Raw genomic sequence first — 12,806 nt, forward strand, 5'->3', positions numbered from 1 at the left:
CGATATCAATGGTGATAAATATATGCGTCCCTTTGGAAGACATTGGATGAAACACACAGCACTTGTTCCCAAGGGCTTCATACGTTATCAAGTTCTCGAACTATTAAGCGAAAAACCTATGTCTGGCTCAGAAATAATGGACGAAATTGAAAAGAGGACGGATGGGCGGTGGAGACCGAGCCCCGGTTCGATTTATCCGCTCTTGTCATGGTTGCAGGATAACGCTTACGTGAAAGAGTTGCCCGTTGAAGAAAATGGCATGAAACGTTACGCGCTTACTGATAAAGGCAAAAAACTTCTCGAGGAACAGCGGCAGATAAAGATGAAGTTCAGAAAAGAAGTGCGTTTTATGCCGCCGCCTTTCTTAGGCGCCTTGTGGTTCCGTATTCCTCCGGAAAAAACCATCCAACTGCGCAAGTCTATGCATAGAGTTTTTTCTGCCTTCTTCGAGCTTGGAAGCAATTTAGAGAAAAAGTTTTCTGAAAAAGCGTTGGAGGAAGTTCAGAAAATTTTGGATGAAACAGCAGAAAAAATTGAAGAGTTGAATAAAAAATTGGAGAGGAAATCCGATGAGTGAAAATGTAATCGAGACTGAAGGCTTGACGAAAGTTTTCAATAAGAGTTTAGTAGCTGTTGACCACGTGAGCTTCAGTGTGAAGCAAGGCGAAATTTTCGGTTTTTTGGGTCCTAATGGTGCTGGAAAAACAACGACGATTAACATGTTGATAACGATTTTGAAGCCTACCGAAGGCAAAGCATCAGTGTTAGGCTTTGATATTGTGAAACAGAACAATGAAGTTAGGAACGTGATTGGAGTTGTGCCGCAGGAATATACTGCTGACGAAGACTTAACCGGTTTAGAAAACATTCTCTTATGCGCTTACCTTTACGGGATTCCACGAGACATCGCAAAAGAACGAGCTATGGAACTGCTTAAGCTGGTGGAGTTAACCGAGTTTAAAGACAAGAAGGTTCAAACTTATTCTGGCGGGATGCGCCGCAGGCTCGAGCTTGCATGCGGATTAGTCAATAGACCAAAAGTGCTTTTTTTGGATGAGCCTACGTTAGGGTTGGATGTTCAAACTAGAGCTGCAACTTGGGACTACATTCGAAAGTTGAAGAAGGAGTATGGGATGACGCTTTTCATGACTACACATTATCTTGAGGAAGCAGATGCTCTTTGCGACCGTATTGCAATAATTGACCATGGAAAAATAGTTGTGATTGGCACGCCAGAAGAGCTTAAGCACAGCTTAGGTGGCGACATCATAACCTTAAGTATTAAGGAGAATGCGGATGTAAGCGAACTTATCCGCTCTGTGGAGCACGTGAAGGAAGTTAAGAATGAAGATGGCTCATACAGAATTAAGGTTGAATATGGCGAAATAACCGCCCCATTTATAATTGAAGCTCTGCGAAGTAGAGGATACACGGTAACGAAGCTTTCAATGACGGAACCAACATTGAACGAGGTTTACTTGGAATATACTGGCAGGTCAATGCGTGATACTGAAGAGTCTCGCGAAACTTTTAGGGCGCATAGAATGACCATGAGGAGGGCAAGAGCATGAGCAAACAGAATGAGCATCATCCGAAGAAACTTCATGGACTCTGGGCTTTGACTAACCGAGAACTTAAAAAATGGCTAAACGAGCCCGTAATACTTCTTATGGCCATACTTCAACCGATAATATGGATGGGTCTGTTCGGAAAGGCAATGAACTTGGGCAACATGTTCTCAAGCAGCAACTTCAATTTAAATATGCCAGACGTTACTTTTTATTACCCACCAATTGCTGGAAACATAACAATTCCCGGTTCAGTGCTCTCGCCGATTTTTCAAAACATGTTTAGCAATATGGGTCCAAGCGTGATGAAAAATATTTTCGGCGTTACGGATTACTTCAGCTACATGTCAGTGGGCATGATATCTTTCATCGTGTTGTTCACCACAATGTTCAGTGGCATGTCCATAGTCTGGGACAGACGCTTGGGGTTTTTAAACAAAGTACTCAGCACGCCTGTCTCGAGAGCAGCAATCATATTTTCAAAGGTTCTTAATGCGTCTTTGAGAGCAATGTTTCAAGCCACAATAATCCTAGTGCTCGCGGTAATATTTGGTTTGCAAGTCAGTTCAACCTTTACTCCACTAAACATACTCTTATTATACGCTGCAATATTCCTTCTTTGTCTAGGGTTGTCCTCCGTGTTTTTGGCGCTCGCTTTGCGGTCTACTAAATGGGAAACGCAGATGGCGATTGTGAACCTTATTAACTTGCCATTGATGTTTGCGAGCAACACGTTCTTTCCAATCTCTCAGATGCCAGACTGGATACAAGCAATAGCACGTGTGAATCCAATAAGCTACTTGACAGACGCTATTAGGCAACTAACAGTGTACGAATTAAACGCGACATCGTTGATGTTTGACTTTGCTTTTCTCGGCATCTTCGCAGTTGTGTTCTCCATAATCGGCATACTGCTCTCATGGAAGTATCTCACAAAGTAAAAGCTAAAGACAAAAATGGAGACTTAGCATGACAACAATTGTTGAAGCGGCTAACCTTAAAAAAACTTACATGCTGGGCAAGGTTCCAGTGGAAGCCCTTCGCGGTGTTAATCTAAAGGTTGAAAGCGGTGACTTCGTCGCTATTCTCGGGCCTTCTGGAAGCGGCAAATCAACACTGCTGAATTTGATAGGCGCTTTAGATAAGCCGACAGAAGGAAAATTGCTGATTGAAGGAGTGGATGTCTCAACGCTTAATGACAATCAATTGGCAGACCTTAGACGCCGCATAGGCTTTGTTTTTCAATTCTTTAATTTGATTCCTCGATTTACAGCGAGAGAAAACGTGGAGTTATCAATGTCTATAGTTGATGTAGGCAAAGCTGAAAGAAGAAAACGCGCGGAAGAGCTTCTTGAAATTGTGGGATTGAAGGAGCGAATGAATCATAAGCCAGCCGAGCTCAGCGGTGGCCAACAGCAGCGTGTGGCAATTGCACGCGCCTTAGCGAATAACCCCAGATTTTTGTTGTTGGACGAGCCGACTGGAAATATCGATTCTAAGGCTGCAAGCGAAATAATGGGACTAGTCAAGAGGCTCAATGAAGAGAAAGGCGTAACCATAATAATGGTCACACACGATCAGCGCTTAGCATCGCAAGCACAGAGAACACTGCAGATGTTTGATGGTTTAATAATTAATGAAAGGGTGAATCACAAATGAAAGCAAGCGACATTCTCTCCTACTCTTTCAGTGCAATAAGATTAAGGAAACTTCGGGCGGGTTTAACGACTCTAGGCGTCGTAATAGGCATCGCCGCCATAGTCGCCTTGCTTTCAATCACTCAAGGTTTACAGGAAACCATTACTACGCAGCTTCAGAGGGGATTTGCAACTGACACATTGATTGTTTCTGCTGGTGGAGGCGGGGTTTTCGGCGGTGGTGATTCTGGCTTTAAATTATTCATTAATGACACGCAAACAATTAATGAATTAGAAAATGTTGAATTGTCGATTGCGATAATTCAAAGAGCGGGCGCTATTAATTTTACCGCTGGGGCTCGAAATGTTACCATAGTAGGTGTTGACTTCGCTGAATATGCAAGCATTTACAGAACTACCTTCGCACCAGAAGAAGGAGGAAACATACCGAGTAACCCTGCAAATGACGCTATAGTAGTTGGCAAACGCGTAAGTGACCCGTGGAAAAATGGAACAATACTATGCAACGCAAATGACACAGCAACAATCGTCTGGCTTAACGCAACCGCACGCCCACCAAAATATGAAAACTACACTGGCAACGTCACAGCTGTTCTCCAAGAAATAGGAGGCTTCAGCATAGGCGGACCGTCAGACTTCAACGTTTACATTCCAATTTCTCAAGCTCAAAGCTTCTTTGGAACAGACGAATGCGATGTAATAATTGTAAAATTGACAAACGATGATAAGGATACAATTGAAAGTGTTTCCAAAGCCATAAAGGCTGCTCTCGGCGACCAAGTCTCAGTGACATCCGCCACGGCAGTGCTTAACACTCTTTCGAGCGTCTTTTCAATCATAGAGCTTTTCTTGGCTGGGATTGCCGCAATCTCGCTTCTAGTAGCCGGCATAGGCATAATGAACATTATGATTGTTTCGTTAATGGAGCGCACACGTGAAATAGGCATTCTCAAAGCGTTGGGCATGAAAAGTCGTACGGTACTTCTTATTTTCTTGGGCGAATCCATAATAATTGGCTTGTTAGGCGCAGTGATTGGCGTAGTGTCTGGCTGGGGCTTGGCGAATATAGTCGCATATGCCTTGAGTGGCGGAGGCTTCGGACTGAGAAATCAAGTCTCTCAAACCGGCAATTTTAACGCAATGTCAATTAACCCAGTTTTAACTCCAACCGTGACTATGCTTGCGTTAGCCTTCGGCGTAGGAGTCAGCGTAATCTTTGCGATTTATCCTGCGTGGCGCGCTTCAAAACTTAAACCCGTAGAAGCTTTAAGGTATGAGTAAGATAATTCTCTGAGCGTGTGAGGCTTCGGCTTTGGTGAAAAGGCTTTACCCTAAGCAACCAATCGTCGGCGTCGGCGCAATAATAATCTGTGATGGCAAAATTTTGCTTGAGAAAAGAAAGGGTGAGCCTGGAAGGGGAAAATGGAGTATTCCAGGCGGTTTGGTGGAGCTGGGCGAGAGCGTAGAAGCGACTGTTGTTAGAGAGGTTAAGGAAGAAACGGGTTTAGATGTTGAAAAGCCAGAACAAATCGACATTGTTGACAACATAACTAAAGATGCAAATGGAGAAATAAAATACCACTTTATAATACTTGATTATTTCGTGAAACTGAAAGGCGGAACGCTCACTGTTGGAAGCGACGCAGACGAATTACAATGGGTCTCGTTGAATGAAGTGGAAAAGTATGATTTGACAAAAACTTTTAGGGCGTTTTTCCAAAGAAATAAACAGAAACTGGAAAAACTTAATTCATGTGTTTAAGCTGTGGACATGTTTCAATTATTTTGAAGCTTTTCAAAAAATAGGGGAGTTTAAATGAAAGAAGTTGTTGATGGATTCACTACTTGATACCATGTTAATCTTTTTGTTTTCTTAAAATCTAACAAAGCTACTGTTAAAGCAAAGAAACCTAGAACTGCAGTTGCTGCCAAAATTAAGGGTGGGACTGAAGGAGAAAGGGGTGGAGCAGGAGGAGGTCCGCTTGGAATTTCTTTTCCGACAATCTCAATACTATAATTACCCTTATCATATTCAAAGTATAGCGAAGTGTGCGTTGCGTTTTCACTAGCGGTATAAGATATGGGCGTTCCATTCAACTTAATCGTCCACTCTGATGGAATGCTACACATTAAGACCGATTTTGGAACATTAACTTGGCAGAACCAAGCGCTCTCGCTCATAATATTAAAGCTTATTTCTTTGTCGCCCATGCTGAAGCTTGTGCCGAATACTCCCGAAACAGGCGATTGCTCAGCATTCTGTAACCCTTTTAGATTATTCACAATCTCCACCAAGTGATATGTTCCACTTAGAAAAACATTCAAGCTCTCTACAACCTCAAACTCGATATCTTCTAACTTTGAATTTAGCAATATTATATCAGTTAAGTGAAGCTCAGAAACACCTATTCCAATCGATTTAAAAGTCACGTACGCTAACTGTCCGCTTCCATTTACCCCTTGCACTGGTCCAAGAAGACAACAACCTCGGAAATACACTATGCCTAACATATTGTCCATGTCCTTATAATGTTCCACGAAAATAGTCGGAGCCATGCTTCCATTCCTTAGGAAATCGCCTTCGTAAAAGCCTGTGCACTCCAAAATGTTCGGATTAAATGTGATGCCCGCCTGCCATGCATAAAGGTCTACTACGTTAGATATGTTAATGTTCACAGTAAGGCTCTCATTGGGCTCGGTTGTTTGAATTATTAATGGGTCAGTGAAAATTGTCGTATTTGACGTCTCTTCTGCAGTGACCGTGCTTGTATGCGTCTGCGAAGAAATAACTAGAAAAATGCAGAGAATTAAAGCACATAATTTTTCCATCAACAGATTTGCCTTAACATGTCTTAACTTCTTTACCATTTTTCTCTCATTCCTATTCTTTTTAAATTTCTTTCAGAAATTTTAATCTACATATTCGAACGATTTTTCGCGGTTATCGAACGGTCATTTTTGAATGAGGGCAAACTTAACCATGTTTTAACTGTGTCGTACCAGAAAATTCCTGAAGCCAAGACTCCTGGAAGTAAAGCAAGTATAACAGTTGGTGTGATGAGATTCCAGAATATTGACATGTAGAGTAGGCACATTATGGTGGTTATAGTTGCGTAAATAAGTGGTTTAGGTAACAGGAAACCATGAATGACAAAGAAGCGATTGATTAATTCAACTTTTGCGCCGTATTTGATTTTGTAGTTTCCATATAAATCTTTGGTCAGAATGTCTTCTTGCACCAATTTTTCAAGATGGTAATGGGCAGAGCTTGAGCTTGAAAAACCTAAGGCCCTCTGTATCTCTCTGACGCCGCAGCTTCGTCTTTTCTTGAGAAGATATAAATACACAAGTAGTGTGCTTTTTGAAATTTCTTCATACTTCTTTTCGCTATCAGAAGACAATAGTGTACACCTTATTGTTGAACTGGGCCTCCTCAAAAATGTTATAGTGTATTAGTTTATTAAAACGATACTTTCGAACGGTCATTTGAAATGTTCGAACACGCAAAAAACTATGCAGATTAAGGCTTAAATATGCCGTGTTCAAGATTTTTTGCGGTTTATCCAGTAATATTTTCTGGTTAATGTTCTAGGTCCGATTCGAAATTGTAGATTTTACTGATTCAAATTGTCGCTTCATAATCCTTTATAATCACTTTTGTTAGCTGATTTTGGAAACAATAGAGAACTTAAGAGTTGGAGAGGACACCCATACCCAAAAATGCGCATCTGTGTCCTCTTTCACTCTTTTTAGGGAGACGAAAAGTTAAGTTTGTAATGTGCATTTTAGTCGGCGTTTTTGAAGAAAAGCCGTGTTTCTCCCATTGTTTTCACGTCTAAAGTCTTAACTTTGACGACCATTGGGAAATCTTTTACAACTTTTCCAAGCGTTAGGCAATAGTGTGGCGGCAAGTCTCTGGCGATGGATTTTACTGTTTCTGCGTCTACGCGTGCTGCTCGTGAAACCACTTCTAAGTCGTGCTCGTTTGTAAAGTTGAAGAGGAATATGTTGTCTGCTTGGCGGTAAATGTTTTCACGGATCGTGTCCGGCTGGTTTGTTATGAAGGTTGTAAATATTCCGAAGTGGCGCATGCGTGTGACGATGTCGTCCCAGTAGGTTTCGCGAAGGTAAAGATGTGCTTCTTCAGCGAATAGAAAAGCCGCTTTAAGTTTCCAGCTTGTGAGTAATTCTACGAGTTTTCCTAGGACGTATTCGACGACTATTTGGCGGTCGATTGTTGATGTGTTGCGAAGGTTTATTATAATGGCTCCGCCGTGTTCTTTGGCTTTGAATAGGCATTCTTCTAGTAGCGTGGTTCCGCCTGTTTCGTCTGTGAAGAAGCCCGAGTTAACCAGTGCGTGGTAGCGTGAGAAAAGAGCATCGCGAACATGTTGGTTGCAGTGCCAGTTGCGGATGGCTTCGCCGAGCTCATGCAATGTGAGCATGTCGCGTTCTTTGAGTGATTGCCATATGCGTCGGAATTCGCGGGCTGATGTGCCTGGCAAGTGAAGTGCGTGGATGAGTATACCTAGTAAGACTTGAAGGTTGAGTTGTTTTAGGGCTACTTTGAAGTTTTGTGCGGGTGTTAAGACGTGGATTTTGTCGTAGTAAGTGTTTCTTTTTCCGTCTGATGTCATGCCTAGACTGTGGTATTCACCGTTTAGGTCGAAAACGACAACCGTTGCTCCATAGCCAATTAGATTCAGCATTAAAAGTTTGCTTAAGTGAGATTTGCCTGTTTCTTTCTTGCCTGTTATAATGTTTAGTCTTCCGTCTAGTGATGAAGCGTCGATTGTTAATGGCGAGGCGTCTTTTGTGCTGCCCATGAGTATTGGGAGTTTTCCGTCAACTTTCGCTAGTTTAAGCAGTGTTGGGATTGGGAGTTTTTTTATTGTTGATTGTGAACGGGACGGGAGCCAGCTACTGCTTGGTGTTAGGGTTTCGCCTTCTATTGTTGCGCGGATTTTGCAGACGAGTAAGCTTGCGTCTTGAATGTATGTGATGTGTGGCGCGATTTCCAGCGGGTCGAAGTCTTCGCCTTGGATGAGTTCTCCGCCGTCTGGCAAACTACGCAATAGCTCTTCTAAAACGCCTGGGATGCTTGCGAATTGCATGTCGATTACTTGTGCGATTAGAGCTTTTCCGGCGTCTGCGTCTTCGACAAGCAAGTAGTCTCCTTTTTCAGCGGTTTCGTTTGGGAAGCTTAGGATTTGGAGGATGTTGCCTTCTTTTTTGTAGAGTTTCATGCGTTTAGGTCTCCTTTGCCGTATGGTCCGAAGAGTAGGCGGTGCATGTCTGGACGGTTTACTATTTTGAGGTTGTAGTGGCGTGTGGTGAAGTGTTGCATGGCTATGACTTCGTTAGCTGTGAAAGTGCAGAGTATATGGGCTAAGCGTAGTGTTTCTGGATAGCTTTGTTGGAGGTGGTCGTTTCCTAAGAGTTTTTGGACTGCTTCTATTTTTTGTTCATAGGCTATTTCTTTGTCTATGTCAAGTCTGAATGCGTAGTTTCCGTTTGTTAGTTTTGCCACGTAAACTTCGCCTAAGAGCACCGTTGGCGGTTTTGGTTTTAATCCGTAAGTTTCCAGCATGTATGGCGGTGTGTGTGGTGGTAGGGCGTCTGTTATTAGGTAGCCATTTGCTCTTAGGTTTGTCATTTTTGAGAAGGCTAGGACTGTGTTGTTTCGTTTTCTTGCATTGTCTAATGTTTCTTTCATTAGTTGCGTGGGCGTATCTGGAGTTCCTGCGGTTAGTGAACCGTCGAGTAGGATTAGGCTGTTTGTGAGGGTTTTTGTTAGTGTTGTTTGGAGCCATTTTTCGAGTAGGTTTGCGATGCGGTTTGGCATTTGTGTGAGGTTTAGTGGATACGCGTGTATTGTGTTGTTTGTGTTGAGGTAGGCGTTTGCGAGTGTTTGGTAGAGTTGGCGTTTGTTTTCTTCTGTTATGTGGAATAGGAATGGTCCTAAGCGTGTGTAGTGGTAGTGTTTGTTTTGTTTCCAGACTGCTGCTCCTCTGACGGCTGCGATTATGCCTGTTGGGGTTTCGCCGATTTTTATGTTTGAGGTGTCTACTGCTGCTATTGTTGTTTGTGTACGGTTTGGTTTTAGCGTGATGGGTTTTGGGTTTAGTTGTATTGTGTGGGTTTCTGTGTTGGGTTGTTGAATGGTTTGTTGATTTAGTTGAATGGTGTTGTTTTGGACGGTTTTTAGTGTGTGTAGGCTTAGTTGGATGAGGCGTTGGGGTAACATTGTGTCGGTGGTTGGGTGTGGAAAATTATATTTCTGTGTTGTTGTTATAGTGTGTTGTTGAATCACCTTGATTCACCAATACGCAATTGTTTGCGTAAGGTATATTTAAGTGTTGTGCATGAACAAGATGCACAATACAATAAGCAACAAGGTGGAAAATTGACAGAAACAAGCCAAAAACCACCAATACGCGTAAAAATGAAAATAGGCGACGTGGAATTCGAAATAGAATGCCAAGAAGACCAGTTGCAAGCGACAGTGGATAAAATCCTTTCCACCGTAACTGAGAAGCTGAAAGAGACATCGTTGATAAGCGAGCGGGTTCAAGCGCAACCGAGAGCAGAAACGTGCAAAACAGTCATTGAGAAACTCTGGAAGGAAGGATGGTTCTCAACGCCTAAAGGTCTAAGTGAAGTGCACAGTGAAATGGCAAAGCGTGGCTTTCATTACGACCGAACTGCGGTGGCTCATGCGTTGATAGACTTAGTAAAAGATGGAATACTAACAAGAGAAGGAAAACCACGCAGATATCAATATGCACAGAAAAGGCCGCCGTCATGATTTCATGATTATTTTTTGGTTTGTTTTTGTTTGCATTCTTGGGCTATGACCATTGTGGATGTTAGGATGATGCTTGGCACTTTTCTTATTTTTTCGGATAGGAAATCTTCTAGTGCGTGGAGTTCTGGAACGGCGACTCTTGCTATTAAGTCGTATTCGCCATAGACTACACTTGCTGTTGTGACTTCTTTTTATTTTTGCAATTTGTTGGCAGGCTTCTCTTTCTCTGCCTGAGGCGACTTTGAATAGGATGTAGGCTTCTACTGTCATGCTCCTTTCTTCCTCTATTGCTTTATTTTGTGGTTTGTGTTTATAAAACTTCAATGAATAGTTAAGGCATGGTGGTTGAGCGTGCGTGTGTTGTTTGTGTGTTCTGGTAACGCGCATAGAAGCCCCTTAGCGGAGGCTTTGTTACGGAAGTTTAAGCCTGATTGGACGGTGGATTCTGCTGGTGTGCATGTGGCTATTCCTATAGCTGAAGAGGTTAAAGAGTATTTGGCGATGGAAGGTGCGGAGCAATTTTTGAAGAGTAAGCCAGAAAGCCTAGGCAGTAAGCGGTTAATGGAGTATGATGTTATCGTAGCAATGGAAGATAGGCATAAAGATTACGTGTTGAGCTTATGTCCAGAATGCAAAGACAAGATAATAGTGTGGAACATCAAAGACCCATACGGCATGAACAAAGAAGAAGCATGGAAAACTTATGAGCAAATCAGAGAAAAAGTCATAGAACTAACCAAGACATAATAGAGCTTTTCATTCTTTTACGGTTTCATAATCCATTTTTTACTTGTGATTTTGTTTGGTGTTATTGTGATTATTCTTACTGCTTCTAGCTCTTTTTCTCTATTTCTTCCCGGCTTGCTCATACATGTGTCAAAGTTTTCTGGAACGCGGTATTTGTCTATTAGCTTTTGCAGGTAAGGTATCATCTTCTCTTTGTCGCTGATAATCTCTGCTTTGCCAAACAATATCACACTCTTGAACATGGACGCATTCGACAACGCTTCATCCACTTCAAAACACACATTCGCATTTCGCCTCAACGCATCCATCTTCAAACCCTTACTGCAAGTGTGAAAGAAAACCTTACCATTGGTATACCCAAAACCAACTGGCACAACATAAGGCGTCCCATCCTCAAGCACCACACCCAACCTGCCAACACGCGCACAACACAAAAACTGCTCAACCTCTGTCAAACTCATCTCCTCTGCACACATAAACGACACCAACCAACCACACAAAACTCCACACAAATAAAGCCTACGCAACAACACACGACTAAACACGTTAGAAGTCAAGGTTCAACCTATTTATAAGGGAGGGGCTATATTTCCACAACGCACATAATTTCTCCTATAAAAATTGGAAAAGCAAACTTGACAAGCAAAATAGTTTAAAAAAGAAAACATGGAAAACATAATAAGAAAATTCAATAATAAACAAAAAAGCCAGAAGGACAATAAAAAATGTTTGAAGATTACACATCAAAAACTCCAACCTCAAAAAAATTACATGAACGCGCCCAAAAAGTTCTCCCAGCAGGAGTTTCATACGGAATAAGATTTTTCGAACCATACCCATTCTACACCGCAAAAGCCAAAGGAAGCAAACTCTACGACGTAGACGGAAACGAATACGTCGACTTCTGGCTCGGACACACCGCACTCATACTCGGACACAGTCCACCCAAAATCATAAACGCAGTGAAAAAACAATTAGAAAACGGAACCCACTATGGAACATGCCACGAACTAGAAATCACACTCGCAGAACAAATCAAAAAAATGGTTCCCAACGCCCAAATGACCCGCTTCACAAACTCCGGAACAGAAGCAAACATGTACGCCACACGACTCGCACGAGCATACACGGGCAAAAAGAAAATCGCAAAATTCGAAGGAGGATGGCACGGAGGCTACGACGCACTTCACGTAGGCGTCAAACATCCCTTTGACATTCCAGAATCTGCCGGATTAACAGAAGGCGCAGTAAAAGACACCATTTGTTTACCCTTCAACGACCTAGAAGGAGCAAAGAAAAAACTGAAAGACACGGAAGTCGCAGCCATCATCATCGAACCAATATTAGGCGCAGGCGGAGGGATTCCCGCCGAAAAAGAGTTTTTGAAAGGACTAAGAGAATTCTGCAACGAAAAAAACATACTATTAATCTTTGACGAAGTAATCACCGGATTCCGCTTAGCTCCAGGTGGTGCCCAACAATATTACGGCGTAAAAGCAGACTTGACAGTTTTCGGAAAAATTCTCGGAGGAGGTTTCCCGGTTGGCGCTTTCTGTGGACCACACGAAATCATGGAAAGAATAGATTCACGCATTTACGAACGCCCACATTTCTCATTTCACGGCGGAACATTCACGGCAAACCCGATAACCATGACAGCTGGCTTAACCACATTAAAAATCTTGGAAGATGGCCTTTCAATAGATAAGCTGAACAAGTTGGGAAACAAGATACGAGAACAATTAAGAGCAATCTTTGAAGCGCATGGCGTTGACGTGCAAGTTGTCGGCGCAAGCTCACTGTTCAACATTCATTTCACGCGAGAAACCGTCAAAGATGCCACTGCAGTGTTCAAGGCTGACAGAAAAAAGCTTGTTGAGTATGATTTAAAACTGATAGCTAATGGAATTTTCTTCTTGCCAGCACACACGGGAGCCCTCAGCACAGCTCACTCAAAGGCAGACGTAGAGAAACTGTTTGCAGAAACGGAAAAATACGCAAAACAAAACAAAGCTGCCTAAAAAT

The 12,806-nt window shown here is 42.5% G+C and carries 15 protein-coding genes; 9 read left to right on the forward strand and 6 right to left on the reverse strand.

What is annotated here, in order from left to right:
• Positions 1-46: 46 nt before the first annotated feature.
• Genes QXW63_01120 through QXW63_01145 form a run of 6 tightly spaced genes read left to right on the forward strand, consistent with a single transcriptional unit; the run spans position 47 to position 4,988 of the window.
• A complete protein-coding gene (locus QXW63_01120) occupies positions 47-577 on the forward strand; it encodes a PadR family transcriptional regulator (GenBank protein ID MEM3460500.1) in 531 nt (176 codons plus the stop codon).
• Positions 570-1,571, forward strand: coding sequence for an ATP-binding cassette domain-containing protein (locus QXW63_01125; protein MEM3460501.1), 1,002 nt, complete (start codon positions 570-572; stop codon positions 1,569-1,571). The genes QXW63_01120 and QXW63_01125 overlap by 8 nt, the downstream gene beginning before the upstream one ends.
• Entirely contained in the window at positions 1,568-2,509 is a 942-nt protein-coding gene (locus tag QXW63_01130) for an ABC transporter permease (GenBank protein ID MEM3460502.1), read from the forward strand. The genes QXW63_01125 and QXW63_01130 overlap by 4 nt, the downstream gene beginning before the upstream one ends.
• A gap of 28 nt (positions 2,510-2,537) precedes the next feature.
• Positions 2,538-3,227, forward strand: a complete 690-nt coding sequence (locus QXW63_01135; GenBank protein ID MEM3460503.1) for an ABC transporter ATP-binding protein — start codon at positions 2,538-2,540, stop codon at positions 3,225-3,227.
• A complete protein-coding gene (locus QXW63_01140; protein MEM3460504.1) occupies positions 3,224-4,507 on the forward strand; it encodes an FtsX-like permease family protein in 1,284 nt (427 codons plus the stop codon). Before QXW63_01135 ends, QXW63_01140 begins: the two co-directional genes overlap by 4 nt.
• Positions 4,508-4,541: 34 nt before the next feature.
• Positions 4,542-4,988 carry an NUDIX hydrolase gene (locus tag QXW63_01145; protein ID MEM3460505.1) on the forward strand — a complete coding sequence of 149 codons (447 nt, stop codon included), beginning with the start codon at positions 4,542-4,544 and terminating at the stop codon, positions 4,986-4,988.
• A 50-nt stretch (positions 4,989-5,038) separates the two neighbouring features.
• On the opposite strand, the gene QXW63_01150 is transcribed toward QXW63_01145, so the two are convergent.
• The 4 genes from QXW63_01150 to QXW63_01165 all read right to left on the reverse strand — a co-directional run bounded on the left by QXW63_01150 (position 5,039) and on the right by QXW63_01165 (position 9,539).
• The gene (locus tag QXW63_01150) at positions 5,039-6,094 is read right to left on the reverse strand and encodes a cohesin domain-containing protein (GenBank protein MEM3460506.1); all 1,056 of its coding nucleotides are present in this window, start codon (positions 6,092-6,094) and stop codon (positions 5,039-5,041) included.
• Between the two features lie 47 nt (positions 6,095-6,141).
• Entirely contained in the window at positions 6,142-6,627 is a 486-nt protein-coding gene (locus QXW63_01155; protein MEM3460507.1) for a hypothetical protein, read from the reverse strand.
• Between the two features lie 384 nt (positions 6,628-7,011).
• Positions 7,012-8,472: an ATP-binding protein gene (locus QXW63_01160; GenBank protein ID MEM3460508.1), complete on the reverse strand. Its 1,461-nt coding sequence runs from the start codon at positions 8,470-8,472 to the stop codon at positions 7,012-7,014.
• Positions 8,469-9,539 carry a hypothetical protein gene (locus QXW63_01165; protein ID MEM3460509.1) on the reverse strand — a complete coding sequence of 357 codons (1,071 nt, stop codon included), beginning with the start codon at positions 9,537-9,539 and terminating at the stop codon, positions 8,469-8,471. The genes QXW63_01160 and QXW63_01165 overlap by 4 nt, the downstream gene beginning before the upstream one ends.
• A gap of 93 nt (positions 9,540-9,632) precedes the next feature.
• Between QXW63_01165 and QXW63_01170 the strand changes: the two genes are divergently transcribed.
• Positions 9,633-10,034 carry a hypothetical protein gene (locus tag QXW63_01170; protein MEM3460510.1) on the forward strand — a complete coding sequence of 134 codons (402 nt, stop codon included), beginning with the start codon at positions 9,633-9,635 and terminating at the stop codon, positions 10,032-10,034.
• A gap of 8 nt (positions 10,035-10,042) precedes the next feature.
• Here QXW63_01170 and QXW63_01175 read toward each other — a convergent pair whose 3' ends face one another.
• A complete protein-coding gene (locus QXW63_01175) occupies positions 10,043-10,180 on the reverse strand; it encodes an Lrp/AsnC ligand binding domain-containing protein (GenBank protein ID MEM3460511.1) in 138 nt (45 codons plus the stop codon).
• Between the two features lie 205 nt (positions 10,181-10,385).
• Here QXW63_01175 and QXW63_01180 point away from each other — a divergent pair, with 205 nt between their 5' ends.
• Entirely contained in the window at positions 10,386-10,781 is a 396-nt protein-coding gene (locus QXW63_01180; GenBank protein MEM3460512.1) for a hypothetical protein, read from the forward strand.
• A gap of 17 nt (positions 10,782-10,798) precedes the next feature.
• On the opposite strand, the gene QXW63_01185 is transcribed toward QXW63_01180, so the two are convergent.
• The gene (locus QXW63_01185) at positions 10,799-11,236 is read right to left on the reverse strand and encodes a pyridoxamine 5'-phosphate oxidase family protein (GenBank protein ID MEM3460513.1); all 438 of its coding nucleotides are present in this window, start codon (positions 11,234-11,236) and stop codon (positions 10,799-10,801) included.
• Positions 11,237-11,506: 270 nt separating this feature from the next.
• Here QXW63_01185 and QXW63_01190 point away from each other — a divergent pair, with 270 nt between their 5' ends.
• On the forward strand, positions 11,507-12,802 hold the full coding sequence (locus QXW63_01190; GenBank protein ID MEM3460514.1) for a glutamate-1-semialdehyde 2,1-aminomutase: 1,296 nt from the start codon (positions 11,507-11,509) through the stop codon (positions 12,800-12,802).
• Positions 12,803-12,806: the final 4 nt, after the last annotated feature.

The organism is Candidatus Bathyarchaeia archaeon (assembly GCA_038873195.1).
Lineage (GTDB): Archaea > Thermoproteota > Bathyarchaeia > Bathyarchaeales > Bathycorpusculaceae > DSLH01.

What these genes read in the sequence shown, in the direction of transcription:
- QXW63_01120 (MEM3460500.1), top strand. Translation starts at nt 47, where the DNA reads ATGAAACACACAGCACTTGTTCCCAAGGGCTTCATACGTTATCAAGTT.
- QXW63_01125 (MEM3460501.1), top strand. Translation starts at nt 570, where the DNA reads ATGAGTGAAAATGTAATCGAGACTGAAGGCTTGACGAAAGTTTTCAAT.
- QXW63_01130 (MEM3460502.1), top strand. Translation starts at nt 1,568, where the DNA reads ATGAGCAAACAGAATGAGCATCATCCGAAGAAACTTCATGGACTCTGG.
- QXW63_01135 (MEM3460503.1), top strand. Translation starts at nt 2,538, where the DNA reads ATGACAACAATTGTTGAAGCGGCTAACCTTAAAAAAACTTACATGCTG.
- QXW63_01140 (MEM3460504.1), top strand. Translation starts at nt 3,224, where the DNA reads ATGAAAGCAAGCGACATTCTCTCCTACTCTTTCAGTGCAATAAGATTA.
- QXW63_01150 (MEM3460506.1), bottom strand. Translation starts at nt 6,094, where the DNA reads ATGGTAAAGAAGTTAAGACATGTTAAGGCAAATCTGTTGATGGAAAAA.
- QXW63_01160 (MEM3460508.1), bottom strand. Translation starts at nt 8,472, where the DNA reads ATGAAACTCTACAAAAAAGAAGGCAACATCCTCCAAATCCTAAGCTTC.
- QXW63_01190 (MEM3460514.1), top strand. Translation starts at nt 11,507, where the DNA reads ATGTTTGAAGATTACACATCAAAAACTCCAACCTCAAAAAAATTACAT.